Origin of the sequence: Streptomyces sp. NP160 (assembly GCF_006335115.1) — a bacterium.
In the GTDB taxonomy this organism is placed as follows: domain Bacteria; phylum Actinomycetota; class Actinomycetes; order Actinomycetales; family Quadrisphaeraceae; genus Quadrisphaera.
Map to the genome: position 1 here is coordinate 75,506 of NZ_VDMJ01000003.1, position 25,095 is coordinate 100,600.

24 protein-coding genes and 3 tRNA genes are annotated in these 25,095 nt (G+C 75.9%); 8 read left to right on the top strand and 19 right to left on the bottom strand.

Going from position 1 to position 25,095, the window contains the following annotated elements; all coding sequences use genetic code 11:
* Nucleotides 1-11: 11 nt before the first annotated feature.
* Entirely contained in the window at nt 12-1,091 is a 1,080-nt protein-coding gene (locus FHN55_RS01520; protein ID WP_139710085.1) for a UDP-N-acetylmuramate dehydrogenase, read from the bottom strand.
* The gene (locus FHN55_RS01525) at nt 1,088-2,422 is read right to left on the bottom strand and encodes an MFS transporter (RefSeq protein WP_218974242.1); all 1,335 of its coding nucleotides are present in this window, start codon (nt 2,420-2,422) and stop codon (nt 1,088-1,090) included. The genes FHN55_RS01520 and FHN55_RS01525 overlap by 4 nt, the downstream gene beginning before the upstream one ends.
* A gap of 82 nt (nt 2,423-2,504) precedes the next feature.
* Between FHN55_RS01525 and FHN55_RS01530 the strand changes: the two genes are divergently transcribed.
* Nucleotides 2,505-3,641, top strand: coding sequence for a LacI family DNA-binding transcriptional regulator (locus FHN55_RS01530; protein ID WP_218974243.1), 1,137 nt, complete (start codon nt 2,505-2,507; stop codon nt 3,639-3,641).
* 52 nt (nt 3,642-3,693) lie between these two features.
* Here FHN55_RS01530 and FHN55_RS01535 read toward each other — a convergent pair whose 3' ends face one another.
* The 6 genes from FHN55_RS01535 to FHN55_RS01560 all read right to left on the bottom strand — a co-directional run bounded on the left by FHN55_RS01535 (nt 3,694) and on the right by FHN55_RS01560 (nt 5,224).
* A complete protein-coding gene (locus tag FHN55_RS01535) occupies nt 3,694-4,116 on the bottom strand; it encodes a MaoC/PaaZ C-terminal domain-containing protein (RefSeq protein ID WP_180357565.1) in 423 nt (140 codons plus the stop codon).
* A gap of 2 nt (nt 4,117-4,118) precedes the next feature.
* Nucleotides 4,119-4,562, bottom strand: a complete 444-nt coding sequence (locus FHN55_RS01540; RefSeq protein ID WP_139710091.1) for a MaoC family dehydratase N-terminal domain-containing protein — start codon at nt 4,560-4,562, stop codon at nt 4,119-4,121.
* 32 nt (nt 4,563-4,594) lie between these two features.
* Complete coding sequence (gene rpmG / locus FHN55_RS01545) at nt 4,595-4,765, bottom strand: 50S ribosomal protein L33 (protein WP_109773109.1); 171 nt, start codon at nt 4,763-4,765, stop codon at nt 4,595-4,597.
* Nucleotides 4,766-4,895: 130 nt separating this feature from the next.
* A tRNA-Met gene (locus FHN55_RS01550) sits at nt 4,896-4,969 on the bottom strand.
* A 38-nt stretch (nt 4,970-5,007) separates the two neighbouring features.
* Nucleotides 5,008-5,083 (bottom strand) — tRNA-Thr (locus FHN55_RS01555).
* Between the two features lie 59 nt (nt 5,084-5,142).
* Nucleotides 5,143-5,224: transfer RNA gene (locus FHN55_RS01560), tRNA-Tyr, on the bottom strand.
* 127 nt (nt 5,225-5,351) lie between these two features.
* Here FHN55_RS01560 and FHN55_RS01565 point away from each other — a divergent pair.
* On the top strand, nt 5,352-5,846 hold the full coding sequence (locus FHN55_RS01565; protein ID WP_180357566.1) for a YajQ family cyclic di-GMP-binding protein: 495 nt from the start codon (nt 5,352-5,354) through the stop codon (nt 5,844-5,846).
* Nucleotides 5,847-5,896: 50 nt separating this feature from the next.
* Here FHN55_RS01565 and FHN55_RS01570 read toward each other — a convergent pair whose 3' ends face one another.
* The 3 genes from FHN55_RS01570 to htpX all read right to left on the bottom strand — a co-directional run bounded on the left by FHN55_RS01570 (nt 5,897) and on the right by htpX (nt 8,628).
* Nucleotides 5,897-6,691: a hypothetical protein gene (locus FHN55_RS01570; protein ID WP_139710094.1), complete on the bottom strand. Its 795-nt coding sequence runs from the start codon at nt 6,689-6,691 to the stop codon at nt 5,897-5,899.
* On the bottom strand, nt 6,688-7,638 hold the full coding sequence (locus FHN55_RS01575; RefSeq protein WP_218974244.1) for an ATP-binding cassette domain-containing protein: 951 nt from the start codon (nt 7,636-7,638) through the stop codon (nt 6,688-6,690). The genes FHN55_RS01570 and FHN55_RS01575 overlap by 4 nt, the downstream gene beginning before the upstream one ends.
* 120 nt (nt 7,639-7,758) lie before the next feature.
* On the bottom strand, nt 7,759-8,628 hold the full coding sequence (gene htpX, locus FHN55_RS01580) for a zinc metalloprotease HtpX (protein WP_139710099.1): 870 nt from the start codon (nt 8,626-8,628) through the stop codon (nt 7,759-7,761).
* A 147-nt stretch (nt 8,629-8,775) separates the two neighbouring features.
* On the opposite strand from htpX, the gene FHN55_RS01585 reads away from it, so the two are divergent.
* From FHN55_RS01585 to FHN55_RS01605, 5 genes are all read left to right on the top strand, one after another.
* The gene (locus FHN55_RS01585) at nt 8,776-10,752 is read left to right on the top strand and encodes a 2-oxoacid:acceptor oxidoreductase subunit alpha (RefSeq protein WP_139710101.1); all 1,977 of its coding nucleotides are present in this window, start codon (nt 8,776-8,778) and stop codon (nt 10,750-10,752) included.
* Nucleotides 10,749-11,879 carry a 2-oxoacid:ferredoxin oxidoreductase subunit beta gene (locus tag FHN55_RS01590; RefSeq protein ID WP_139710103.1) on the top strand — a complete coding sequence of 377 codons (1,131 nt, stop codon included), beginning with the start codon at nt 10,749-10,751 and terminating at the stop codon, nt 11,877-11,879. Before FHN55_RS01585 ends, FHN55_RS01590 begins: the two co-directional genes overlap by 4 nt.
* Nucleotides 11,876-12,874, top strand: a complete 999-nt coding sequence (gene rarD, locus FHN55_RS01595; protein WP_139710104.1) for an EamA family transporter RarD — start codon at nt 11,876-11,878, stop codon at nt 12,872-12,874. Before FHN55_RS01590 ends, rarD begins: the two co-directional genes overlap by 4 nt.
* Before the next feature lie 93 nt (nt 12,875-12,967).
* A complete protein-coding gene (locus FHN55_RS01600; RefSeq protein ID WP_139710106.1) occupies nt 12,968-15,001 on the top strand; it encodes a PhoX family phosphatase in 2,034 nt (677 codons plus the stop codon).
* A gap of 68 nt (nt 15,002-15,069) precedes the next feature.
* Nucleotides 15,070-15,690 carry a copper resistance CopC family protein gene (locus FHN55_RS01605; protein ID WP_139710108.1) on the top strand — a complete coding sequence of 207 codons (621 nt, stop codon included), beginning with the start codon at nt 15,070-15,072 and terminating at the stop codon, nt 15,688-15,690.
* Nucleotides 15,691-15,692: 2 nt separating this feature from the next.
* Here the strand turns inward: FHN55_RS01605 and FHN55_RS01610 are convergent, their stop codons facing one another.
* The 7 genes from FHN55_RS01610 to FHN55_RS01640 form a co-directional block, all read right to left on the bottom strand.
* The gene (locus FHN55_RS01610) at nt 15,693-17,474 is read right to left on the bottom strand and encodes an alpha-glucosidase (protein ID WP_139710110.1); all 1,782 of its coding nucleotides are present in this window, start codon (nt 17,472-17,474) and stop codon (nt 15,693-15,695) included.
* Nucleotides 17,475-17,560: 86 nt separating this feature from the next.
* Nucleotides 17,561-17,956, bottom strand: a complete 396-nt coding sequence (locus tag FHN55_RS01615) for a DUF4267 domain-containing protein (protein ID WP_139710112.1) — start codon at nt 17,954-17,956, stop codon at nt 17,561-17,563.
* A 28-nt stretch (nt 17,957-17,984) separates the two neighbouring features.
* The gene (locus FHN55_RS01620; protein ID WP_139710114.1) at nt 17,985-18,533 is read right to left on the bottom strand and encodes a hypothetical protein; all 549 of its coding nucleotides are present in this window, start codon (nt 18,531-18,533) and stop codon (nt 17,985-17,987) included.
* Nucleotides 18,533-19,168, bottom strand: coding sequence for a class I SAM-dependent methyltransferase (locus FHN55_RS01625; RefSeq protein ID WP_139710116.1), 636 nt, complete (start codon nt 19,166-19,168; stop codon nt 18,533-18,535). Before FHN55_RS01625 ends, FHN55_RS01620 begins: the two co-directional genes overlap by 1 nt.
* A gap of 57 nt (nt 19,169-19,225) precedes the next feature.
* Nucleotides 19,226-20,188: a polyprenyl synthetase family protein gene (locus tag FHN55_RS01630; protein WP_218974263.1), complete on the bottom strand. Its 963-nt coding sequence runs from the start codon at nt 20,186-20,188 to the stop codon at nt 19,226-19,228.
* Nucleotides 20,189-20,304: 116 nt separating this feature from the next.
* On the bottom strand, nt 20,305-21,642 hold the full coding sequence (locus FHN55_RS01635) for a geranylgeranyl reductase family protein (protein ID WP_139710120.1): 1,338 nt from the start codon (nt 21,640-21,642) through the stop codon (nt 20,305-20,307).
* Complete coding sequence (locus FHN55_RS01640; protein WP_139710122.1) at nt 21,639-22,331, bottom strand: demethylmenaquinone methyltransferase; 693 nt, start codon at nt 22,329-22,331, stop codon at nt 21,639-21,641. The genes FHN55_RS01635 and FHN55_RS01640 overlap by 4 nt, the downstream gene beginning before the upstream one ends.
* A gap of 159 nt (nt 22,332-22,490) precedes the next feature.
* Here FHN55_RS01640 and FHN55_RS01645 point away from each other — a divergent pair, with 159 nt between their 5' ends.
* Entirely contained in the window at nt 22,491-23,816 is a 1,326-nt protein-coding gene (locus FHN55_RS01645; RefSeq protein ID WP_139710124.1) for an aldehyde dehydrogenase family protein, read from the top strand.
* Between the two features lie 6 nt (nt 23,817-23,822).
* Here the strand turns inward: FHN55_RS01645 and FHN55_RS01650 are convergent, their stop codons facing one another.
* On the bottom strand, nt 23,823-25,067 hold the full coding sequence (locus tag FHN55_RS01650) for an FAD-binding oxidoreductase (RefSeq protein WP_139710126.1): 1,245 nt from the start codon (nt 25,065-25,067) through the stop codon (nt 23,823-23,825).
* Nucleotides 25,068-25,095: the final 28 nt, after the last annotated feature.

A 25,095-nucleotide genomic window follows, 5' to 3' on the forward strand; every position in this document is an offset into this window, starting at 1 on the left:
GGCGCCGGGCGTCAGAGGGAGCAGCCGACGAGCTCGGGCTCCGGAACGAGCTCCACGCCGAAGCGCTCACGGACGCCGTCGCGGACGGCGCGGGCCAGCGCGAGCACGTCCGCGGCGCTCGCCCCGCCGCGGTTGGTGACGGCGAGGGTGTGCTTGGTGGACAGCGCGGCGCGGGGGTCGGCGGGATCGAGGGCGTGGCCGCGCCCGAAGCCCGCGTGCTCCACGAGCCAGGCGGCAGAGGTCTTGACCAGGCCGCTGGCAGCGTCGGGGTGGCGCGGGGCGCCCTCCGGCAGGGCTGCGGCCTGCTCCGGCGCGAGCAGCGGGTTGGTGAAGAAGGAGCCGGTGGACCAGGTGTCGTGGTCGGCCTCGTCGAGCACCATGCCCTTGCGCCGGCGCAGCGCGAGCACGGCCTCCCGGACGTCGGCGAGCGGGCGCCGCTCCCCCGGCGCGGTCCCGAGCCGCTCGGCGAGCTCGGCGTACCTCACGGGCGCCGCGAGGTCGTTGACGGGGAGCTGCAGGACCACGTCGAGGATGACGTAGCGCCCCGGCTCGTCCTTGAACAGCGAGTCGCGGTAGCGCAGCCGCAGGTTCGAGGCGGGGATGGTGCGCAGCCGCCCGTCCCGCCGGTCCCAGGTCTGCACGCTGGCGAGCACGTCGGACAGCTGCTGGCCGTACGCGCCGACGTTCTGCACCGGGGTCGCGCCGACGGTGCCGGGGATCCCGGACAGGCACTCCACGCCCGACCAGCCGTTCGCGACGGCGCGGGCGACCAGGGCGTCCCAGTCCTCTCCGGCGTCGACGTGCAGGAAGGCACCGCCGCACCAGTCCCCGGACTCGAGCTCGACGCCCTTCGTGCGGACGACGACGACGGTGCCGTCGAAGCCGTCGTCCCCGACGACCAGGTTCGAGCCGCCGCCCACGACGAGCACCGGCTCCCCCGCGGCGTCGGCCGCGCTGACGGCGCCGACGACCTGCTGGCGCGTGGTCGCGACCACCGTGCGGGCCGCGGGCCCGCCGACGCGCAGGGTGGTGAGGTCGGCGAGGCGGGCCGCCTGCGCTGCGGGGGCGTCGACGTCGGGACGGGTCGTCACGCCTGCAGGCTAGGCGGTGCCGGCGCCGCGGCGTCGCGGCGCTCGCCGGGGGTGCCGGCCGCCGGCCGGGCCACCCGGCTGACCAGGAGCGAGGGCACCGCCACGAGGGCCACCACGAGCAGCGCGTCGAGGACCCCCACGTGCTCGCCGAGGAAGCCCAGCAGGGGCGGGCCCGCGAGGAACGCCGTGTAGCCGATGGTGGTGACCACGCTCACGCGCACGGCGGCGCGCTGCGGGTCGTCGGCCGCGGCGCTGATGCCCACCGGGAACCCGAGCGCCGCTCCCGCGCCCCACAGGACCGCGCCCACGAGCGCGAGCGGCAGCCACTCGCCGAAGACGACCAGCAGCGCGCCGACGGCGCCGAGCCCGGTGGTGGTGCGCAGCACCGGCACGCGGCCCCAGCGGTCGAGGGCCCACTGCCCGCCGAGGCGCGCGGCCGTCATGGCGGACAGGAACACGGCGAAGCCGACGGCACCGACCGCGGCGGAGGCGCCGTAGCCGTCGACCAGGGCGATGGCCATCCAGTCGTTGGCCGTCCCCTCGGTGAACGCGGCCGACAGCACGAGGACGCCGATGAGCAGCGTGCGCGGCTCGCGCCAGGCGCCCAGGGCGCTCAGCCGCGCCGGTGCGACGGTCCCGGCGGGGTCCGCCGCCGCGTCGCGGGACGGCGACGGCTCGGCGTCCGCGGCCCCGGGCGCGCGCCCGTCCTCGGGCAGGAAGCGGCCGCTGGACCACCACAGCAGCGCCAGGGAGACGACGGCGACGGCGGCGGCGTGCACCCAGACCGGGACGTCGCCCCACGCCATCGCGGCGCCGAGCCCGGCGGAGAGCACGGTGCCGCCGCTGAAGCCGGCGTGGAAGGCGGGCATGATCGACCTGCCGAGGTGCTGCTCGACCAGCGCGCCCTCGAGGTTCATGCCCACGTCCCAGGCCCCGATGCCGACGCCCATGAAGACCATGCCCAGCACGGTGAGCGGGACCGAGTGCAGGGCCGAGGCCGAGAAGGACGCCCACGCCAGCCCCCCGAGGCCGAGCACGGTGGCCAGGCGCACCAGGCGGGTGGTGCCGATGCGGGCGGCGAGCGGCCCGGCGGTGGGCAGCGCGGTGACCGACCCGACGGCGATGCACAGCAGCAGCAGGCCCAGCTGCGCCTGGGACAGGCCGAGGTCGTCCCGGGTGGTCGGCAGGCGCGAGGCCCAGGTGGCGAAGGCGATGCCGTTGAGGGCGAAGACGACGAAGACGGCCGTGCGCGCGGCGCGCACCTGCGGCGGCGGCTGCGCGCGGCGGGCGGCCTGCACGCCGGCGCCGGCGGCCGAGGGGGTGGTGGACACGGGGGCTCCAGCGCTGCGGTGGTCGGTGGGGCGGTCACGGCCGCGCCACGATCGAATCGATTCGACGGCTAGGCTCGCACCCGTGCGGGAGGCGGGTCAAGGCGACGCGGGGACCGGCGGCGCGGCGGGCCGCCCCGCGCGCCCCACCCTGAAGCAGGTGGCGGTCCGCGCCGGCGTCTCCACGTCCACGGCCTCGCTCGCCTTCTCCGGGGACGCCAGGGTGCTGGCGGCGACGCGGGACCGGGTGCTCGCCGCCGCCGCCGAGCTCGGCTACGCCGGTCCCGACCCGCTGGCCCGCTCGCTGCGGCGCGGCCGCTCCCGCGTGGTCGGCGTCGTGGTGGGAGACCGGCTGGGCTACGCCTTCGCCGACCCGCTCGCCGTGGTCCAGCTGGACGCGCTCGCCGAGGAGGTCGGCGCGCTCGGCGCCGGGCTGCTGCTCATCGGCGGCGTCGAGGACGACCCGGCCCGGCTGGCCGTGGTCGAGCAGGCGCCCCTGGACGCCGTCGTGTTCGCCACCTGCGGCGGCGACGACGACCCGGCCCTGGACCTCCTGCTGCGCCGGCGCGTGCCGGTGGTCGGCGTCGAGGGCCCCTACCGGGACGGCGTGCACCTCGTCGACCTCGACAACCGCGGCGCGGCGCGGCAGGTGGCCGGGCACCTGGCGGACCTCGGGCACGCGGCAGCGGCGGTCGTGGCGCTGCCGTGGGGGCCCCACCGGCGCCGGGGCTGGCTGGAGGGTCCCCGCCGCGGGCTGCGCGGCTACAACGACGCGTGGGAGCGCCTGGCCGGCACCGAGGACGTCCTGCGAGCGGCGGGGGGCCCGCCGCTGCGGACCTGGGAGGCGGCCGCGAACTCCCGCGAGGAGGGCGAGGTCGCCGCGCGGGCCCTGCTCTGCGACGACGGCGGAGCTCCGCTGCCCGCCGGCCGGCGACCGACGGCCGTCGTCGCCCAGTCCGACCTGCTGGCCGTGGGCGTCGTCCAGGCGGCCCGGGCGCTGGGGCTGCAGGTCCCGGCGGACCTGTCCGTCACCGGCTACGACGGCGTCGAGACGCCCTGGCTCGGCGAGGACCGGCTCACCACCGTGCGCCAGCCCGCTGCGGCGCGCGGGCGCGAGGCCGGGCGCATGGTGGCCACCCTGCTCGCCGGCGGGGTCCCGGCGCCGGTGCACCTGCCGGTCGAGCTGGTGGTCGGGTCGACCAGCGCCAGTCCTCCCCGCTGACCACCGCTGACCGGCGGGGCGGCGCCAGGCGGGGGCCTGCGGCGGGGGGGCGTCAGGCGGGGAGGCGCACGACGGCGCGGGCGCGCCCGAGCACGCGCGCGCCGCCGCAGGTGGCGGTGAGGTCGATGCGGGCGGTGCCTGCCGCGGGGTCCACGGCACCGACGACGCCGCTGACCTCCAGGTCGGCACCCGTCTCGGCGTCGACCGGGACCTGCCCGGTGAACCGGGTGCCGTAGTCGACGACGGCACCGGGGTCGCCGCACCAGTCGACGACCACGCGGACCGCCAGTCCCATGGTCAGCATGCCGTGGGCGATGACGCCCGGCAGGCCCACCGAGCGCGCCACGTCGTCGGACTGGTGGATCGGGTTCTGGTCGCCGCTGGCGTCCGCGTAGCGCACCAGGTCCGCGCGGGTGAGGTGCACGGTCGTCGACCCGACGACGTCGCCCACGGCGACCTCGGAGAGCTTCGGCACGGTCACTCCCCGCGGACCACGAGCATGGAGGTGGACGTGCACACGGGCTCCCCCTCGGGGGTCGTGATCTCGTTGCGCGTGGTCACGAGGTCGTTGCCGGCCATCCGGCGCACCGACTCGACGGTGAGGGCGGCCACGAGCCTGTCCCCGGCGACGACCGGCCGGTGGAGGGTGAAGCGCTGCTCGCCGTGGACGACGCGGGCGAAGTCGACACCGGACGCGGGGTCCTCCACGAAGCGCGCGTCGCTGGACTGCGCCAGACCCACGAGGAAGGTCGGCGGCGCGACGACGTCGGCGTGCCCCAGCCCTCGCGCCGCGTCGACGTCGACGTGGGCGGGGTGGGTGGCACCGGTGGCCTGCGCGAAAGCAGCGATGGCCGCCCGGGTCACCTCGTAGGTGTCACCGGGCGGCCACGTGCGGCCGACCTGGTCGGCGGGCGTCGGCACTGCGGGTGCGAGCGCGGCGCTGCGGGACCGCGTCAGCGGGTCTCGCGGTGGGTGGTGTGGCGGCCGTCGCGCGGGCAGAACTTCTTCATCTCCAGGCGGTCCGGGTCGTTGCGACGGTTCTTCTTGGTGATGTAGTTCCGCTCCTTGCACTCGGTGCACGCGAGCGTGATCTTCGGCCGGACGTCGGTCGACTTGCTGGCCACGGCAGGCCGTCCTCTCACATCTGCGACAGCCGTCCGCACGGGGTGCGGCGGCACGGGTTCGGCGCAGCAGTCTACGCGGCGCCCGGACCGGTCGTGACCAGCCGGCGCCCGGGGGACGACGTGCAGCGCGTAGCGGGAGAGGGACTCGAACCCTCGACCTCACGATTATGAGTCGTGCGCTCTCGCCGACTGAGCTACCCCGCCAGGGGGGCTGGCCCGCCGCTCGCGCCGCTGACCAGCCGTGGAGCCCCGATAGGGAATCGAACCCTAGACCTTCTCCTTACCATGGAGACGCTCTGCCGACTGAGCTATCGGGGCCGGCGACCGCGAGCCTACACGGCCTCCGGAGGAGGGCCGCGCAGACCCGCGGACTCGCGTGGCAGGTGCAGGATTCGAACCTGCGAAGGCATTGCCGGCTGATTTACAGTCAGCTCCCATTGGCCGCTCGGGCAACCTGCCGCGGCTGCCTACGATAGCAAGCCCTCTCGCCGGGTGCGGCGCAGTCCCCCCGGGGCGCGCCCCCGGAGCGCGAGGAGCCCCGCCCAGCAGCACCCCCCAGCACCCCCAGCACGCAGGAGGCACCCCCGTGGCCAGCGAGTCGTCGTTCGACGTCGTCAGCAAGCTCGACCGCCAGGAGGTCGACAACGCGCTGAACCAGGCCGCCAAGGAGATCGCCCAGCGGTACGACTTCAAGGGCACCGGCGCCTCCGTGGAGTGGAGCGGGACCGAGGCGATCGCCATGAGCGCCAACAGCGAGGAGCGCGTCAAGGCCGTCCTCGACGTGCTGCAGACCAAGCTCATCAAGCGCGGGGTGTCCCTGAAGGCGCTCGACGCGGGCGAGCCCCGCCTGTCGGGCAAGGAGTACCGGCTCGACGCCTCCCTCAAGGAGGGGCTGAGCCAGGAGGACGCCAAGAAGATCGGCAAGATCGTCCGCGACGAGGGCCCCAAGGGGGTCAAGACCCAGGTGACGGGCGACGAGCTGCGCGTGTCGGCCAAGAGCCGCGACGACCTCCAGGCGGTCATCGCGCTGCTCAAGGGCGCCGACCTCGACGTCGCGCTCCAGTTCGTCAACTACCGCTGACGCACCGCCCCGCCCCGCCCCGCGCCGGCGGGCGCGGGGCGGGGCGGGGGTCAGGCGTCGCGGCGGTGGGCCCGCGCGGCCACGGCCACGACCAGGACGCCGACGGCGGCGGTGAGGGCCACCCCGGCCGCCGCCGTGCCGACGGCCCAGGTGGGCCCGGCCGCCACGGGCGGCAGCGCCACCAGGCGGGCTGCGGCCGCCGCCGGGAGCAGCTGCTCGGCGGCGTCCCCCCACGCGGAGCGCGGCAGCACCAGGCCCAGCACCGGTTCGGCGACCAGGGGCCAGGCGACCACCGCGGCCACCGCGGCCACCGCGCTGCGCAGCAGCGAGGCCAGGGCCAGGCCCGCCAGGCCCTGCAGCACCACGACGGCGGCGTGGCCGAGCAGCGGCAGCACCACGACGAGCGGCCGCGGGGCCTGGGCCACGAGCTGCTGACCGGGCCAGAGCAGCACGACCGCCGCGGCGGCCAGGACCGCGGCGAGCGCCAGCACGGCGGCCCACGCGGCCACCAGGGCCGCCCGCGCGGTGAGGAGCGCTCCCCGCCGCGGCACCACCACGAGGGCCGTGCGCTCGGCCCCGTGGCGCGCGTCGCCCGCCACGACGAGGGCGCCCGCCAGGGCGGCGAGCGCCCCCACCACCGACAGGCCCGAGGCGCTGCCACCGGTGAGGGCGTCCAGCAGGCCACCGCGGCCCAGGTCGGTCCGCTCACCCAGGGCGCACAGGGCTGCGGCGCCCGCAGCGCCGGCAGCGGCCGCGAGGACGAGCAGCACGGCGGTGGAGCGGACGGTCAGCAGCCGGACCACCTCCAGGCGCCAGGCCGCGGCGAGCGCGGCGGACGGGCTCACGCCGTCACCGCCGGGGCGGCGGTGCCGCCGGCGGCGGCGCCGTGGGCGCGGGGCCCGGGCAGCAGCGCCGTCTCCGGCAGCTGCAGGGACTGCAGCGCGGCGTCCAGGTCCGCCGCGCGCTGGTGCAGCTCGTGGACGGCGACCCCCTCGGCGCGCGCCACCTCGCCCACGGCCGCCATGTCGAGCCCCGTCACCAGCAGCGCGCCGTCGGGCTCGGGGGTGACGGCGCCGCCCCAGCGGAGCACGGCGCCGGCGAGCAGGCCCGGGTCGCTGGCGCGGACGAGCACGGCGCCGCCCGCACCGGCGAGCAGCTCGGCCGCCGGTCCGCGGGCGCCGAGCCGCCCGCGGCGCAGCACCACGAGACCGTCCGCGCACGCGACGACGTCAGCGGCCCGCGAGGCCGCCACGAGCGCGCTGCCGCCGGCCTCGGCGTGGCGGCGCAGGAGCCCGTGCAGCCACGCGCGGTCATCGTCGTCGAGACCCGCGAAGGGGTCGTCCAGGAGCAGCGCGCGAGGTCGGCCCAGGAGCGCTCCGGCCACGGCCAGGCGCTGGGCGGCACCGCGGCGGAAGGCGCCGGGACGCGCGCGCTCGGCACCGACGAGACCGACCCGCTCGAGGACCTCCCCCACCCGGCGGCGGGGCACCCCGGCGCCCGCCGCGAGCACCCGCAGGTGGCCCAGGGCGGTGCGCCCGGGGTGCAGTGCTCGCGGGTCCAGCGCCGCGCCCACGGCCTGCGCCGGGCGGGGCAGGGCGGCGAAGGGGACGCCGTCGAAGAGCACCAGCCCGCTGCCGCGGTCCAGCCCGACGGCGAGGCGCAGGACGGTCGTCTTGCCCGCGCCGGCCGGTCCCAGGAGGCCGGTGACGGCTCCGTCGGGAACGGTGAAGGAGAGGTCGTCGACGGCGAGGCGGCTGCCGTGGCGCTTGCTCAGCGCGAGGGCCTCGATCACCGGTCGAGAGTCGCACAGGAGGGGGTGGCGGGGGGCCGGTTTCGGCAGCGCGGCAGCCCCCCGGCGCGTCGCGCGCCCGAGCGGCCGCCGGGAGGTCCGGCGGCCGCTCAGGAGGCGCGGTCAGCGGGCGCGGTAGCCGTACGCCATCTCCTCGAGGCGGGCGATCCGCTCGGCCATCGGCGGGTGGGTGCTGAACAGCTTGGAGACGTCCTGGGCGCGGAACGGGTTGGCGATGAACAGGTGCGCGCTGTTCTGCACCTGGCGCTCCGGCGCGAGGGGGCGGACCTGCGTGCCCCTCTCGAGCTTGCGCAGCGCGGACGCGAGCGCCAGCGGGTCGCCGGTGAGCTGCGCGCCGTCCTCGTCGGCGTCGTACTCGCGGGTGCGGCTGATGGCCATCTGCACCACGCCCCCGGCGAGGGGGCCGAGGAAGAGGATGAGCATGGCGGCCAGCGGGTTGGAGCGCTCGTCGCGGCTGCCGCCGAAGAACATCGCCATGTAGGCGAGGTAGGTGATGACCGAGGCCATCGCCGCGGCGATGGAGCTGGTGAGGATGTCGCGGTTGTAGACGTGCATGAGCTCGTGCCCGAGCACCCCGCGCAGCTCGCGCTCGTCGAGGATGTCGAGGATGCCCTGGGTGGCGCAGACCTTGGCGTTCCTGGGGTTGCGGCCGGTCGCGAAGGCGTTGGGGGCCGAGGTCGGGGAGACGTAGAGCTGCGGCATCGGCTGGCCCGCGCGCTCGGAGAGCTCGCGGACGATGCGGTGCATCGCCGGCTGCTCCGCCTCGGTGACGGGCCGGGCGCGCATGGCGCGCACCGCGACGGAACCCGACGTCCAGTAGGCGATGCCGTTGACGACGAGCGCGATGACCAGCCCGATCGTCAGGGCCTGGGCGTTGCCGCCGAACAGCAGGAAGCTGGCCAGCAGCACGACGCCGCCGAGCAGGCCGAACAGCACCGCGGTCTTGACGCCGTTGAAGTGCCCGTGGGCCATGGGGTCCTCTCCCGAACCTGGTTCTTGACTCTCTCTTGACCTGCAACGCCCCGCCCCTGCGCCGCGTTCCCGCGCTGGGCCGCTCGTGGGACGTCTCACAGGAGGTTCCCAGCACAGGGCCGCACGCGGTGCGCGGCCGTAGCATCGATGCACGTGAGCACCGGATCCGACACCGCACGGGAGACGCCAGCCCCGTCGACTCCGCAGCCCTCCTCGCCCGACAAGCGCGTGGAGGTGCTCGACCGCGTCGTCATCCGCTTCGCCGGGGACTCCGGCGACGGCATGCAGCTCACCGGCGACCGGTTCACCGCGGAGACCGCGTCCCTCGGGAACGACCTGGCCACGCTGCCGAACTTCCCCGCGGAGATCCGCGCCCCCGCCGGCACGCTGCCGGGCGTCTCCAGCTTCCAGCTGCACTTCGCCGACCACGACGTCACCACGCCCGGTGACGCGCCCGACGTGCTGGTGGCCATGAACCCCGCGGCGCTGCGCGCCAACGTCCACGACGTCAAGCCCGGCGGCACGCTCATCGTCGACACCGACGACTTCACCGCGCGCAACCTCGCCAAGGTGGGGTACGGCACCTCGCCGCTGGACGACGGCAGCCTCGAGGGCTACCGCGTGCACGCGCTGCCCATGCAGTCCATGACGGTGGAGGCCCTCAAGGACCTCGGCCTGTCGCGCAAGGACGCCGAGCGCAGCAAGAACATGTTCGCCCTGGGGCTGCTGAGCTGGCTGTACGAGCGCCCCACGGAGCAGACCGAGCGGTTCCTCACCACCAAGTTCGCCAAGCGGGCAGCGGTGCTGGAGGCGAACCTGCGCGCCTTCCGCGCCGGCTGGGCCTTCGGGGAGACCACCGAGGCGTTCCCGGTGCGGTTCACGGTGCCGCCGGCACCGGCCGAGAGGGGCACCTACCGCAACGTCACCGGCAACACCGCGCTGGCGTACGGCCTGGTGGCCGCCGCGCACCGCGCGGGCCTGCCGCTGGCGCTCGGCTCCTACCCGATCACCCCGGCCTCCGACATCCTCCACGTGCTCTCCGGCCTCAAGCGGCTCGGCGTGACCACGCTGCAGGCGGAGGACGAGATCGCCGCCGTGGGCATGGCCCTCGGCGCCTCCTTCGGCGGGGCCCTCGGGGTCACGACGACGAGCGGGCCCGGCCTGGCGCTCAAGAGCGAGACGATCGGCCTGGCGGTGGCCCTGGAGCTGCCGCTCGTCATCGTCGACGTCCAGCGCGGCGGTCCGTCCACCGGCCTGCCCACCAAGACCGAGCAGTCCGACCTGCTGCAGGCCATGTACGGCCGCAACGGCGAGTCGCCGGTGCCGGTGGTGGCGCCGTCGACCCCGGCGGACTGCTTCGACGCGGCGGTGGACGCGGTGCGGATCGCCGTGCGCTACCGCACACCGGTGCTGCTGCTCTCGGACGGCTACCTCGCCAACGGCTCCGAGCCGTGGAAGGTGCCGACGGCGCACGACGTGCACGCCGTGGACCCGGACTTCTCCACCGACCCCAACTCCACCGCCGCCGACGGCGTGACGCCGCAGTTCCGGCCGTTCCTGCGTGACCCCGACACCCTGGCCCGCCCGTGGGCCGTGCCGGGGACCGCGGGGCTCGAGCACCGCGTGGGCGGCCTGGAGAAGGCCGACGTCACCGGCGAGATCTCCTACGACCCGGCCAACCACGACCGCATGGTCAGGCTGCGCCGGGCGAAGGTGAAGGGGGTCGAGGTGCCCGACGTGGTCGTGGACCACGGCGGCCCGGGCGGTGGAGAGCACCACGACGGGGACCTCCTCGTGCTCGGCTGGGGCTCCACCCGCGGCCCCATCACCGCCGCCGTCCGCGAGGCCCGCCGCCGCGGCCTGCGGGTGGCCCAGGCGCACCTGCGCCACCTCAACCCCCTGCCCGCCAACCTCGGCGAGGTGCTGCTGGCGCACGAGCACGTGCTGGTGCCCGAGATGAACCTCGGGCAGCTGGCGCTGCTGCTGCGGGGCCGCTACCTCGTCGACGTCATCAGCTGCAACCAGGTGCGTGGGCTCCCGTTCACGTCCACCGAGATCGTGGAGGCCATCGAGGACGTCGTGGCCGGCCGCGTGCGCGAGACCCCCCGGAGGGACGCTCGATGACCACCCCCCTGTCCATCCCCCTCGGCCTGCCGACCCTGCGGTCGGGCAGCTCAGGCACAGCCGGCGTTCCTTCGCTCCCGGAGGGCGTGCGCCTGGGCAAGAAGGACTTCACCTCCAGCTCCGAGGTGCGCTGGTGCCCCGGCTGCGGCGACTACGCCGTGCTGGCCGCCGTCCAGGGCTTCCTGCCCGAGCTGGGGCTGCGCAAGGAGAACGTCGTCTTCATCTCGGGCATCGGGTGCTCCTCCCGGTTCCCGTACTACCTCGACACCTACGGGATGCACTCCATCCACGGGCGCGCCCCCGCCATCGCCACGGGCCTCGTGGCCACCCGCCCGGACCTGTCGGTGTTCGTGGTCACCGGCGACGGCGACGCGCTGAGCATCGGCGGCAACCACCTCATCCACGCGATGCGCCGCAACGTCAACATGACGATCCTGCTGTTCAACAACCGGATCTACGGCCTCACCAAGGGCCAGTACTCCCCCACGTCCGAGGTCGGCAAGGTCACCAAGTCGACCCCGTCGGGCTCGCTGGACGCGCCCTTCAACCCGGTGTCGCTGGCGCTGGGGGCCGAGGCGAGCTTCGTGGCGCGCACCCTCGACTCCGACCGCAAGCACCTCACGTCGGTGCTGCGCGCGGCCGCCGAGCACCGCGGAACCTCGCTGGTGGAGATCTACCAGAACTGCCCGATCTTCAACGACGGCGCCTTCGACGTCCTCAAGGACCGCGACGAGTCCGTCGGGCGCCTGGTGCGGCTCGAGCACGGCCAGGAGGTCGTCTTCGGCGCGGAGGGCTCGCAGAAGGCCGTCGTGCGGTCGGCGTCGGGCTTCGGGGTGGAGGTGGTCGGCCTGGACGAGGCCCGCGCCTCGGGGCGCGAGGTGGTGGTCCACGACGCCGAGACCGCCGACCCGTCGCTGGCGTTCGCGCTCTCCCGCCTGGACGAGCCGACCATGGCGCACGTCCCGGTGGGCGTCTTCCGCGCCCACAGCCGCCCCACCTACGACGACGAGGTGCGCGCGCAGCTCGACGCCGCCCGTGAGGCCAGCGGCGGCACGCCCGAGTGGCGCGCCTCCGACGCCGACCTGGAGGCGCTGCTGCTCGGCAGCGACACCTGGTCGGTGGAGTGAGCCGGCCGGGACCGCTCGCGCACCAGGGGGCCCCGCAGGAAGCCGCGTCCTCCCAGGGGCGCGGCACCCTGCTGGGGCTGTCCGCCTACCTGCTGTGGGGCCTGTTCCCGCTGTACTTCCCCCTGCTCGCGCCCGCCGGCTCGGTCGAGGTGCTCGTCCACCGGGTGCTGTGGACGGCGGTCCTGTGCGTGCTGCTGCTCTCGGTGCTGCGGCGCTGGCAACCGCTGCTGGCGCTGGCGCGGTCCGGCCGGACCGTCGGCATGCTGGCCCTCGCGGCGGTGGTGATCGCCGTCAACTGGGGCGTCTACATCTACGCGACCCAGACCGCGCACGTGGTCGAGGCGTCGCTGGGCTACTTCATCAACCCGGTCGTCACCGTGGCGCTCGCGGTGCTGCTGCTGCGGGAGCGGCTGCGCCCGCTGCAGTGGGCGGCCGTGGGCGTGGGCGTGCTGGCCGTCGTCGTCATCACCGTCGACTACGGGCGGCCCCCGTGGATCTCCCTGGTGCTGGCGCTGAGCTTCGGCACGTACGGGCTCGTGAAGAACCGGGTGGGCAGCACCGGCCCTGGCGGGAAGGGCCTGTCGGCGCTGACGAGCCTGTCCGCCGAGACGCTGCTGCTCGCTCCCCTGGCGCTGGTGGCGCTCGCCGTGCTGGAGGCCCGCGGCACGGGCACCTTCGCGGTGGACCCGCCCTGGCACGCGCTGCTGCTCGCCTCCACGGGGGTGGTGACCGCGGTGCCGCTGCTCCTGTTCGCCGCCGGCGCCGCCCGGGTCCCGCTCACCACCACGGGCCTGCTCCAGTACGTCACGCCCGTGATGCAGCTGGTCCTCGGCGTGGCGGTGTTCCACGAGGCCATGCCGGCGTCGCGGTGGGCGGGCTTCGCCCTGGTGTGGGTGGCGCTGGTGCTGCTGACCGCGGACCTCCTCGGCGCGGGCGCGCGGAGGACACGAGGAGGGTTAGGGAAGGCACGAGTGAGTAAATCCGCCCTCTCCTGACAGTTCACCTCGGCGCCACCCTCCTGACACTGCGGCTCCTCGTGGGCCGCACAGCGTCCTCCTCGAAGCACACGAGACGTCGAGGAGCCTGTGATGTCGCTGTCCCCTTCCCGCACCCCGCTCCCCATGGCGGGCCACACCCGGGGCAACCGCTCCGCGGCCACCTGCCACTTCAAGTGCGGTGACGCCTGCCTCAAGGCCGAGGGCAGCACCTCGACCTCGCCGTCGTTCGCGGCGGTCGCCGAGGCCTCGCTCTCCCGCCGGAACCTGCTGCTCGGCCTCGGCGTGGTCGCCGTGGCGGCCGGCAGCAGCGCCGTGACCGCCCAGCCCGCGGCCGCCGCGCCGGGGAAGGGCGCCGGCGGCGGCCCCGCCGCGGGCGCACCCGGCACCGTCGGGCCGAAGGGCCTGGCGTTCACCCCGATCGCCTCGGTCGCCAGCACCGTCGACGAGCTGACCGTGCCGCAGGGGTACACCTGGAAGCCGCTCATCAGCTGGGGCGACCCGGTCGTGCAGGGAGCCCCCGCCTTCGACCTCGACCGCCAGAGCCCCGAGGCGCAGGAGAAGCAGTTCGGCTACAACTGCGACTACCTCGCGATCCTCCCGCAGGGCCGCGGGAAGGCGCTGCTCGTGTCCAACCACGAGTACACGAACGAGAACCTCATGTACCCGGGCTTCACCAGCGAGGAGGCGCTCACGCCTGCGCAGCTGCGCACCTCGATCGCCGCGCACGGCCTGTCGGTGGTGCAGCTGCGCCGCGGGAAGGACGGCTTCTGGGAGGTGGAGCCCTCGAAGCTCGGCCGCCGCTTCACCGGCCTGTCCACCGAGTTCGAGCTGCGCGGCCCGGTGGCCGGCAGCGACCTCCTGAAGACCGCGAAGGACCCGTCGGGCCGCAGGGTCGTCGGCACGCTGAACAACTGCGCCGGAGGCACCACCCCGTGGGGCACGGTCCTGTCCGGCGAGGAGAACTTCGACCAGTACTTCCGCGGTGACGCCGCCGGCGACCCCCGCAACCGCGACACCTACGGCCTGGTCGACAAGGACGGCAAGGTCGGCAACGGCCGCTACTGGTACAAGGTCGACGACCGCTTCGACGTGGCGAAGACGCCGAACGAGATCAACAGGTTCGGCTGGATCGTCGAGGTGGACCCCCGCGACCCGCGCTCGACGCCCGTCAAGCACACCGCCATGGGCCGCTTCAAGCACGAGGGCGCCACCACCATCGTGGCGAGGAAGGGCAACGTCGTCGCGTACATGGGCGACGACACCGCCAACCAGCACCTGTACAAGTTCGTCAGCCGCGACCGCGTCGGCGGGGGTGGCAAGGGCGGCCGCAGCGAGGTCCTCGACGCCGGTGACCTCTACGTGGCGAAGTTCTCCGCCGAGGGCGACGTCACCACCGACCGCGACGGCACCGGCGAGTGGATCCCGCTGACCAAGGACGGGCAGTCCGCCGTCCCCGGCATGAGCCTGGAGGAGGTGCTCGTCTTCACGCGCGCCGCCGCGGCGAAGGTCGGCGCCACCCCGATGGACCGCCCCGAGGACGTCGAGCCCGACCCGCGCACCGGCTACGTGTACGTCGCGTGCACGAACAACTCCTCGCGCAAGGCCGCCGGGCCGGCCAACCCGCGCACCGCCAACAAGTACGGCCACGTCATCGAGCTGCGCGAGTCCGGGGACGACGCGACCGGCACCCGCTTCGACTGGTCGCTCCTGCTGGTCTGCGGCGACCCGGCGGACCCGACCACGTACTTCTCCGGCTTCCCGGCCGACAAGGTCTCGCCGATCTCCTGCCCGGACAACGTGGCGTTCGACAAGGACCAGCCCGGCCTGTGGGTCTCCACCGACGGCGCCCCGAGCTCGATCAAGCGCAACGACGCCCTGCACTTCGTGCCGCTCACGGGCCCCGAGCGCGGGCGCGTGTCGCAGTTCCTCGCGGTGCCCACGGGTGCCGAGACCTGCGGCCCGTGGATCGACGCCGCTGACGGCTCGGTGTTCGTCAACGTGCAGCACCCCGGCGAGGTCGACGGCGCCGTGGTCGACAGGCCCGCGTCGAGGTTCCCCTACGGCGCCGGCTCGCAGCGCACCCCGCGCCCGAGCACGGTGCAGGTCCGCCGCACCGGCAAGTAGCCCGCACCCCCGCCGTGATCATGGGCGCTTAGCCTGGGAGCGACACCCGCCGCACCGTCTGGAGCACCGTGCCCCTCCCCTCCCCGGCCCGGGCCCTCGCCGCGCTCGGCGCGGCCGCCGCCCTCGCCGCCGCCTCGCTCGCCGCCGCGCCGGCCGCACTGGCGCACGACTCGCTGTCCACCAGCACCCCCGGCGACGGCACCACGGTGACGAACGCCCCCGAGGCCGTGTCGCTCGGCTTCAGCGAGGCCCCGCTGGAGCTCGGGGTGCAGGTGGTGGTGACGGCTCCCGACGGGAGCGCAGTGGCGCAGGGCTCCCCCACCGTCGTGGGGAACGACGTCGTGCAGGGACTCGCTCCCGACCGCCCCGCCGGCACCTACACGGTCGACTGGCGCGTGACCTCCAGCGACGGCCACCCCATCCAGGGCAGGGTGGCGTTCACCGCCGAGAGCGGGGTCGGCGCGAGCCCGGCCGGCACGAGCCCGAGCGCGTCGACGTCGGCGTCCCCCTCTCCGGAGGCCTCCTCGAGCGAGGCGACCGCCACCCCGAGCACCACCCCGGCCGCTGCCGAGGACGACGGCGGGTCGGAGATCTCGGGTGCCACCTGGGCGTGGACCATCGCCGCCGGGGCGGCTGGCGCGGCGATGGGCGTGCTGCTGGTGCGCGCCCGCCGCCGCTCCGGCTCCTGACCTCAGGCCGGGAGGCGGCGGCGCAGGACCCGCGCCTCCCACGGGCGCAGCGCCGCCAGACCTGACCGCGCGGCCCCCTGGTCGTCGTCGTGCCAGTTGCCGAGGACGAGCTCGGCGGCGTCCCACGCGGCGGCCTCCTCCCCCAGCTCCGCCGCAACCGCGTCGAGCGGCTGCTCCTCACCGCTGACGGCGACCACCACCAGCAGCTCCGTGGTCGCCGTGGCGCGCCTGTAGGCGTACACGTGCGGGTGCGTGGCGGCGAGCATCGTGAAGTCGCCGGTGGCCACGCAGGGCTCCGCCTTCCGCAGCGCGATGAGCGCGCGGTGGTGCGACAGCACGGAGGCCGGGTCGTCCCGCTGCGCCTCGACGTTGAGCCAGGAGGCGTTGTCGTTGACGCGGAACCACGGGGTGCCCGTGGTGAAGCCGCCGTGGGGTGAGGCGTCCCACTGCATGCCGGAGCGGGCGTTGTCGCGGTTGAGCTTCGCCATGGACGCGACCATCCGGGACACCTCGGCCTCGTCGGCACCGCCCTCGACGGCCTCGCGCAGGTGGTTGACGGCCTCGATGTCGGAGTAGTCCTCCACGGACGCGAACGGCAGGTTGGTCATGCCGATCTCCTCGCCCTGGTAGACGTACGGCGTCCCCCGGTGGAGGTGGAGCAGGGTGGCGAGCGCCGTGGCGCTCTCGCGCCACCAGCGGCCGTCGTCGCCCCAGCGCGAGACGATGCGCGGCTGGTCGTGGTTGTCCCAGTAGAGGCTGTTCCAGCCGCGCTCGGCCATGCCCGCCTGCCAGCGCCCGAAGCTGGCCTTGAGGTCGAGCAGGGAGAAGGGCTGCGGGTCCCACTTGCCGCCCGTGCCGTGGTCGAGGTTGACGTGCTCGAACTGGAAGACCATGTCGACCACGCCGGTGCTCGCGTCCGTCAGCGCGACGGCGTCGTCCACGGTGATGCCCGGCATCTCCCCCACGGTGAGGAAGTCGCCGTCGCGCCCGCCGAACACCTCGCGCCGCAGCTCGGCGAGGTACTCGTGCAGGCGCGGACCGGTCATGAAGTACGGGCCGCCGTCGCCCCACAGCCCGCCGTCCGGCCAGGGCGCGCCGTCGGGCAGCGAGCCGTCAGCGGCGTAGCGCTTGGAGATGAAGTTGATGACGTCCATGCGGAAGCCGTCGACCCCGCGGTCCAGCCACCAGCGCATCATGTCGGCCACCGCGGCCCGGACCTCGGGGTTCTCCCAGTTGAGGTCGGGCTGCTTGCGGCTGAACAGGTGCAGGTAGTACTCGCCGGTCGTCTCGTCGAGCTGCCAGGTGGAGCCGGAGAACGCCGAGCGCCAGTTGGTCGGCTCCGCGCCGGGGTCGCCGGCGGCGAAGCCCTCGCGCGGCGGGCGCCAGACGTACCAGTCGCGCTTCGGGGAGTCCTTCGACGAGGCGGACTCGACGAACCAGGCGTGCTCGTCGCTGGTGTGGTTGACCACGAGGTCCATGACCACCTTGATGCCGCGCTCGTGCGCGGCGGCGATGAGCGCGTCCATGTCGGCGAGCGTGCCGAAGGAGGGGTCGACAGCCCGGTAGTCGCTGATGTCGTAGCCGTTGTCGTCCTGCGGGGAGGCGTACACCGGGCTCAGCCACACGACGCCGACGCCGAGGTCGGCGAGGTGGTCGAGCCTGCTCGTGATGCCGGGCAGGTCGCCGACGCCGTCTCCGTCGGAGTCGGCGAAGCTGCGCGGGTACACCTGGTAGACGACGGTCGAGGCGAACCAGGGCGCCTGCTGCGACGACGGGGAGCTCACCCGCCCACCCTGGCAGGCGGGCCCGACCGGCAGCCAGCCCGGTCGCAGGAGCCGGGCACGGCGGCCGGGTGCTGCCAGGGCTGCGGTCAGCGCTCCCGGTGCCACTGGACGACGCCGACGCACGTCAGCGCCAGCACCAGGAGCGACAGCGCCGCGCTGCGGCCCGCCACGTCACCCGTGCGCCGTGCGGTCAGCACGGCCGCCGCGTCGAGACCGGTCAGCAGCAGGGTCACCTCGCTCGTGCGGCGGGCCTGCGGCGGCGGGCTGACCAGCAGCGCCGCACCCATCGCGATGTTGCGGGCGGCGACCAGCCGCACGAGCAGCGGCAGCGCCGCGTCGCGGCGGGTGGCGTCGGGGCGCACGCCCAGCAGCCGCGTCACGGCCCGCGGTGCGAACAGCGCCACGGTGCCCAGCCACACCGACAGCGCACCGATCGTGCGGCGCTGGTCCCACCAGACCCGGGCGTCGTGCTCCTCGCTCATGGCGCTCCCGTTCCCCGAGCGGAGGTCACTACGCACGCCGCGCTGCGCCGTCACGGGCCACGAGGACGACGACGAGGGCCAGGTACGGCAGCGTCAGCGCGCTCGCGACGACGTCGCTCACGGCTGCGACCGTGAAGGCGCCCACCGGCGGGTCGCCCAGCGGGCCCAGCACCGAGCGCCACCCGAGCGCCGCCACCGACGCGGGCAGCGTCACGAGCGCCGAGACCGCACCGCCGGTGAGCACTCCGGCGAGCACCGCCCCGGGACCGCGGCGCACCGCGGTGACGGACAGCCGCACCCCGCGGCGCAGCGCACCCGCTGCGCGCCACGGATCGCCGTCGGGGAGGGCCGACAGCGCTCCGACCAGCCACAGCTGCGCCACGAGCCCGGTGAGGAAGCCGAGGACGTCGACGGCGAGGGCGGCGGCCCGGCTGGGGCTGTCCCACACGGCGACCTGCCGCAGCACGTCCGGGACGGTGTTGACGGCCGTCGCCACCGCCGCCGCGGCGTACGCGGCCCCCGCCCGGCGCCCCAGGAGCGCGAGCGCGGCACCCAGCACCGGCCCGTCAGCGGCCATCAGGCGCCGGCGCGGACCGCGACGGCCTGCACCACCCGGTCGCCGAACCACCGCCGGGTGCGCTCCGGCGCGGTCTCGAACCCCGCCGCGCGCACCGCAGCGAGGAGCTCCTCGGAGCTGAAGCGGTCGGCGGGGTGGCGGGAGACCGCCCGCAGCCACGGCGCGTCGACGAACCGCGACGTCATCTCGGTCAGGGCCAGGCGGCCGCCGGGCCGCACCACGCGGGCGGCCTCGGCGAGCACGGCGCGCCAGTCGTCGGCGTGGTGGAGGAGGTGGAAGGAGACCAGCAGGTCGGCGCTGCCGTCGGGCAGGGGCAGCGCCGCGGCGTCGGCCACGCCGACGTCCACCTGCACGCCCGGGAGGGAGGCCAGGTCGCGCGTGCGGCGACGGGCCGCGTCGACGGAGGCGGGGTGCACGTCGACTGCGGTCACCCGCCGCGCGCCGAACCTCTCCACGGCCACCCGCGTGCCGAGGCCGCGCCGCCCGGTGCCCACCTCCACGCACACCGCGCCCCGGGCGCCCAGCCGCGCCAGCGCCGGGCCCTCCAGGTGGAGGCCGACGAGGTGGCGCACACGGGAGTCGACCCAGGTGCGGTTCGCGTCGACGTACGTGGGAGGGGGCGGGGGTGCTGCCACGAGCCGCCCCTACCCCCTGCGCCCTGCGTCAGACGGAGCGGGCGACGCCCGCGGGGGTCAGCGGTCGCGCTCGGTGGTGCTGCGCGCGAAGGACGTGAGCGCCTCGCGCACCGGCCCCTCGGGGAGCACCTCGAGGGCCTCCACCGCCGAGGCCGACCAGTCGCGCGCCGTCTCCTGGGCGGCGGCCGCGTACGGGGACGCCGCGAGCGCGTCGACGGCGCGGGCGAGCGCCTCGTCGGTGGTCAGGTCCGCGTCGAGCAGCTCCACCAGCGCGGCGGCCTCGGAGCTGCCGGCCGCGGAGGCCCGGCGGGCGAGCAGCACCGGGAGCGTGGCCACGCCCTCGCGCAGGTCCGTGCCGGCCGCCTTGCCGGTGGCGGCGACGGAGTCCTCGAGCGAGCGCGACAGGTCGAGGACGTCGTCGGCGAGCTGGAAGGCCACGCCGACGCGCTCGCCGTACAGGCGCATCACCTCGACGACCTCCGGGCCCGCGCCCGACAGCTGCGCGCCGAAGCGACCTGCGAGGGCGATGAGCGAGCCGGTCTTGTCGGACAGCACCTGCAGGTGGTGGGCCACCGGGTCCTCGTCGGGTCGGGGGCCGACGGTCTCGTGCATCTGCCCGAGGCACAGGCGCTCGAAGGTCTCCGCCTGCTGCCGGACCGCGTCGGGGCCGAGGTCGGCCACGAGGCGCGAGGCCCGGGCGAAGAGCAGGTCCCCGGTGAGGATGGCGACGTCGTTGCCCCACTTCGCCTGCGCGGCCGGCGCGCCGCGGCGCAGCGGGGCGTCGTCCATGACGTCGTCGTGGTACAGGCTCGCGAGGTGCACCAGCTCGACGACGACGGCGGCCGGCACGACGCCCGGGGCGTCGGGGTCACCGAGGTGGGAGGCGAGCAGCGTGAGCATCGGCCGGACGCGCTTGCCGCCCGCCTCGACGAGGTGGCGGGACGTGGCGTCGGCCAGGCGGTCGGTGTGGCGGACGGCGACGCGCAGGCGCCCCTCGACCACGTCGAGGCCGGCGAGCACGTGCGCGGTGAGCGCCTCGTCGACGTCGGGGACGGCGGCAGCGCCGCGCGCCCGGGCGAGGACAGGCTCCGGGGGCGCAGGAAAGACCGCTCCCCTGACCACGGTCACAGCCTAGGTCACCTCCCCGCGGGGGCCAGGCGCGACAGCGCGGTGACCACGCGGTCGGCCGCATCGCCCCCGGTCGGCTCGGCGAGGTTGGCGAGCAGCTTGACCACGAGGTGCATCACCGAGCGGCGGGGCAGGCCGAGCCTCACGGCCGCCGAGAGGACGGGCGGGTGCGCGATGACCTTCGCGAACGCCCTGCCCAGCGCGAAGTAGCCGCCGAGCTCGGTGCGCAGCGCCGCCGGGTAGGCCTGCAGGGCGCGGTCCCTGCCGCGGACGCCGAGCACCCGCTCGGCGTCGAGGGCGTCGGCGACCACCTCGGCGGCCAGCCGGCCGGAGTGCAGGGCGTACTCGATGCCCTCGCCGTTGAAGGGGTTGACCATGCCGCCGGCGTCGCCGAGCAGCAGCACGCCGTCCTTCGCGTGCGGGGTGCGGTTGAAGCCCATGGGCAGCGCGGCGCTGCGCACGGGCCCCTCGAGGTGGTCCTCGTCGAGGGTCCAGTCCGCCGGCGTGGTGGCCAGCCACTGCTTCAGCACGGCCTTGAGGTCCACCGGCTGGGAGGCGTCGATGACGCCGAGGCCCACGTTGGCTCGCCCGTCACCGAGCCCGAAGATCCAGCCGTAGCCGGGCAGCAGCGGGGAGCGGCGCGGCTCGCCGGACCACAGCTCCAGCCAGCTCTCCATCCACGGCTCGCGGCTGCGCGGGGTGCGGTAGTAGGCGCGCGCCGCGACGCCCAGGGGCCTGTCGGGGCGGCGCTCCAGCCCGAGGGCCACCGCGGTGCGGCTGGAGACGCCGTCCGCGGCGAGCACGACGCGGGCGCGGTGCAGCACCTCGGGGCCGCTGGCGCGTCCCCGCTCGTCGACGGGCTTCGCCCGCACCCCGGTGACCAGGCCGGTGCGCTCGTCGAGCACGGGGGCGGTGGCGGCGGTCCGCTCCAGCAGGCGCGCACCGCGCCGCTGGGCGTGGCGGGCGAGCACCTCGTCGAAGTCGTTCCGGGTGCGCACGAGCCCGTGGTCGGGGAAGGAGGCCAGCTCGGGCCACGGGATGTCGTAGCTGCGCCCGCCGCCGACGAGCCGCAGGCCGCGGGTGCGCGCCCAGCCGCCCTGCTCGCCCTCGCCGATGCCGAGGTGGGCCAGCTCGCGCACGGCGCGCGGGGTGAGGCCGTCGCCGCAGACCTTGTCGCGCGGGAACGCGGCCTTCTCCAGGACGACGACGTCGAGCCCGGCCGCCGCGAGGTGCGCCGCCGCGGAGGCCCCCGCCGGGCCGGCACCGACGACGACGACGTCGGCGCTGGTGCCCTCGGCGGCCGCGGCGCCGGTCGCGCTCGTCGTCGTCGTGCTGGTGGTGGTCACGGGCGGGTGGCGCGGTGCAGCGCGACGATCCCGCCGGTGAGGTCCTTCCAGGCCACACCGGTCCACCCGGCGCCGGCCACCCAGCGGGACAGGCCCGCCTGGTCCGGCCAGGCGCGGATCGACTCGGCCAGGTAGACGTACGCGTCGGGGTTGCTGGCCGTCCGGCGGGCGATGGCCGGCAGCGCGCGCATGAGGTACTCGGTGTAGACGGTGCGGAAGGGCGCCCACGTGGGGTGGGAGAACTCGCAGACCACCAGGCGGCCGCCCGGACGGGTGACGCGCAGCATCTCCGCGAGCGCGGCCTGCGGCTCGACGACGTTGCGCAGCCCGAAGCTGATGGTCACCGCGTCGAAGGCGCCGTCCGCGAAGGGCAGCCGGGTGGCGTCCCCGGCCACGAAGGACAGGTCGGGGCGGCGGCGGGCGCCGACGGCGAGCATGCCGCGGGAGAAGTCGCAGGCCACCGGCTTCGCGCCGAGGGCGGCGAAGGGCTCGGTGGAGGTGCCGGTGCCGGCGGCGAGGTCGAGCACCTTCTCGCCGGGGCGCAGGTCGAGCGCCTTCACGACGGCGCGGCGCCAGGACCTGTCCTGGCGCAGGCTCAGGACCGTGTTGGTGAGGTCGTAGCGGCTGGCGACGCCGTCGAACATGGCGGCCACCTCGTGGGGGGCCTTGGCGAGGTCGGCGCGCGTCACCCGCCCATGGTCCCCCACCTGCGGTCCGACCTCTCGCCGTGATCCCCCGCCTGCCGCGTGACCCGCACCACCACCCCCGTGACCACGGCGGGAGAGCGCTCCGGAGGTCCATGATCACGGGGAGGGGTGGAGGCAGGCGGCGCCGTAGGATCTGCGGCCGTGAGCAGCACGTCCGTCGACGCCAGCACCGACGCCCCCGGCGCCACCCCCTCCGACGCCGCCGGCGCTGTCAGGGCCGCTGCGCAGCGCGCGGCGGCCGCGTCGGCGGCGCTGCGCACCGCGCCGGACGCGCAGGTGAGCGAGGCGCTGTCCGCCGCCGCCCGGCGGGTGGCCGGCGCCGCGCCGGCCGTGCTCGCCGCCAACGCCGACGACGTCGCCGCCGCGCAGGCCGGGGGCATGAGCGCGGGCCTGCTCGACAGGCTCCGCCTCGACCCGGCGCGCCTGGAGTCCGCGGCGCAGCAGCTGCGCGAGATCGCCGCGCTGCCCGCCCAGCCCCGGATGTCCTTCGTGCGCGACCTGCCCGGCGGCGAGGGCGCCGTCTGGGAGCGGCGGGTGCCCGTCGGCGTCATCGGCGCCACCTACGAGGCGCGCCCCGCCGTCACCCTCGACGTGGCCGGCCAGGTGCTGCGAGCCCGCAGCGCCGCCGTCCTGCGCACGGGCTCCGCGGCCCTGCGGACCTCCGCCGTGCTGGTCGACGAGGTGCTGGCCCCCGCCCTGGCCGCCGCAGGGCTGCCCGACGGCGCCGTCGAGCTGGTCCGCCGGCCCGGTCACGACGCCGCCGAGGCGCTCGTCGCCCAGCCGGACCTCGTGCCCCTCGTCATCGTGCGCGGCTCCGGGGAGACCACCCGGCACCTGTCGCGCCTCGGCGCGGCGGCGGGCACCCGGGTGCTCGCCCACGCCGACGGCGGTGGCGTCATGTACGCCGACGTCGCCGCCGACCTCGACAGGTTCCGCGCGCTGCTGCGCTCCGGCGTCGACAGGCTCGGCGTCTGCAACCGGCTCAACCTGCTGCTCGTGCACAGCGCGCGCTGGGAGGAGCTGAGCCAGGTGGCCGTCGAGGTGCTCGGCGAGGCGGGCGTGGAGGCGCTCCTGCCGCCGCACGCGCACGAGCTCGGCCACGAGTGGGCGCTCGACTCCGGCCGCGAGGCCCGCGTGACGGTGGCCCCCGTGGCCGGGGCCGTCGAGGCGACGGCGCTCGCGGCGGCCGAGACCAGCGGCATCGCCGCCACCGTGGTCACCGAGGACGCCGGCACCGCCGCGGAGTTCCTCGGCGCCTGGGGCGGCACGGGAGGCTTCTGGAACACCACCACGCGCCTGCTCGACGGCTACAAGCTGCTCGGCGTGCCCGAGACGGGCATCAGCGTCGACTCCGTGCCCGGCCCCCGCGGGCCCGTCACCGGCGGTGACCTGGTGCTGCGCCAGTTCGTCGTGCTGCCGGCCGGGACCAGCGGCGCCGACGCCGTGCAGGGCTCGCTGGCCGGCTGAGCGGCCTCAGCCGGCCAGCGAGGGCCGCGACGGGGAGAACGCCGCCACGGCGTCGTCGACGGCGGCGCCGAGGCCGTGCGACTGCCCGAGCACCGCGGCCGCGGCGGCGCGCGCCAGCGCCGAGGAGGTCTGGATGCCGAAGCCGCCCTGCCCGGCCAGCCAGAAGAAGCCCTGCTGGCCGTCGTCCCAGCCGACCACCGGCAGCCCGTCGGCCGGCCCGGTGCGCAGCCCGGTCCAGGAGCGCCGCACCCGGACGGCCCCGAGGTCGAGGACGGCGTCCAGCCCGGCGAGCAGGGCGTCGACGTCGGCGGGGACCGGCTGCGCGTCGCACGGCTCGCTGGGCACCGCCTCGGCGGGCGAGGCGAGCAGGTCGCCGTCGACGTCGCGCCCCGGGCGCGCGTAGAGGGTCTCGGCGACGTCGGCCACCATCGGCCAGTGCTCGCCGACGGCGCGCTCGTCGTCCGCCACCACCACGGTGCGGCGCTTGGGCACCAGCCCGCGCCGCCGCACCCCGGCCACCCCGGCGACGACGTCGGCCCACGGGCCCGCGGCGTCCACGAGGGTCCCGGCGCTGATGCGGTGCTCCCCCGCCGTGACGTCCCACCCCCCGGCCCGGCGCACCGCCGAGGTCACCGGCGCACCCACCAGCACCCGCACGCCGCCGCGCCGCGCGCGCTCGACGTGGTGCTCCACGAGCACGGGGACGGCGACCTCGCGCGCGTCGTCGTCGACGGCCACGGCGTGCACGGCCTCCGGGCGCAGCAGCGGGAACCTCTGCAGGGCCTCGGACGCCCCGCTCGTGCGCAGCGAGGGCACCTGGGCCAGCAGGGCCGCGAACGCCTCCCGGCCCGTGGCGCCCCCGACGGCGTCGACCCACAGCAGCGGCCGCTCCCGCAGCACCCGCCGGCCGGTCGCCTCCTCCGCCAGGGCCACCAGCGGCAGGCTCGCGGCGGTCAGCGCCTGCACCGGCGGGGGGCCGTAGCTGGGCTGCATCTGCCGGGCGGAGCGGGCGGAGGTCTGCGTGGCCAGCGCCCCCTGCGCCTCGACGAGCACCACCGAGGCGGAGCCCCCCGACTGCTCTGCCAGCTCGGCGGCCAGCGAGGCACCGGCGATGCCACCGCCGACCACGAGCACGTCCGCGCGCAGGCCGGCGGCGGGCGGGGAGCCGGCGGCGCTCGTCGCCGTGCTCGTCGCCGTGCTGGTCGGCGTGCTGGTCGAGGTGGGGGGCTGGGCTGATGTGGTGGACGTCATCGCCAGCGGAGGCTAGTGCGGGCTGCGC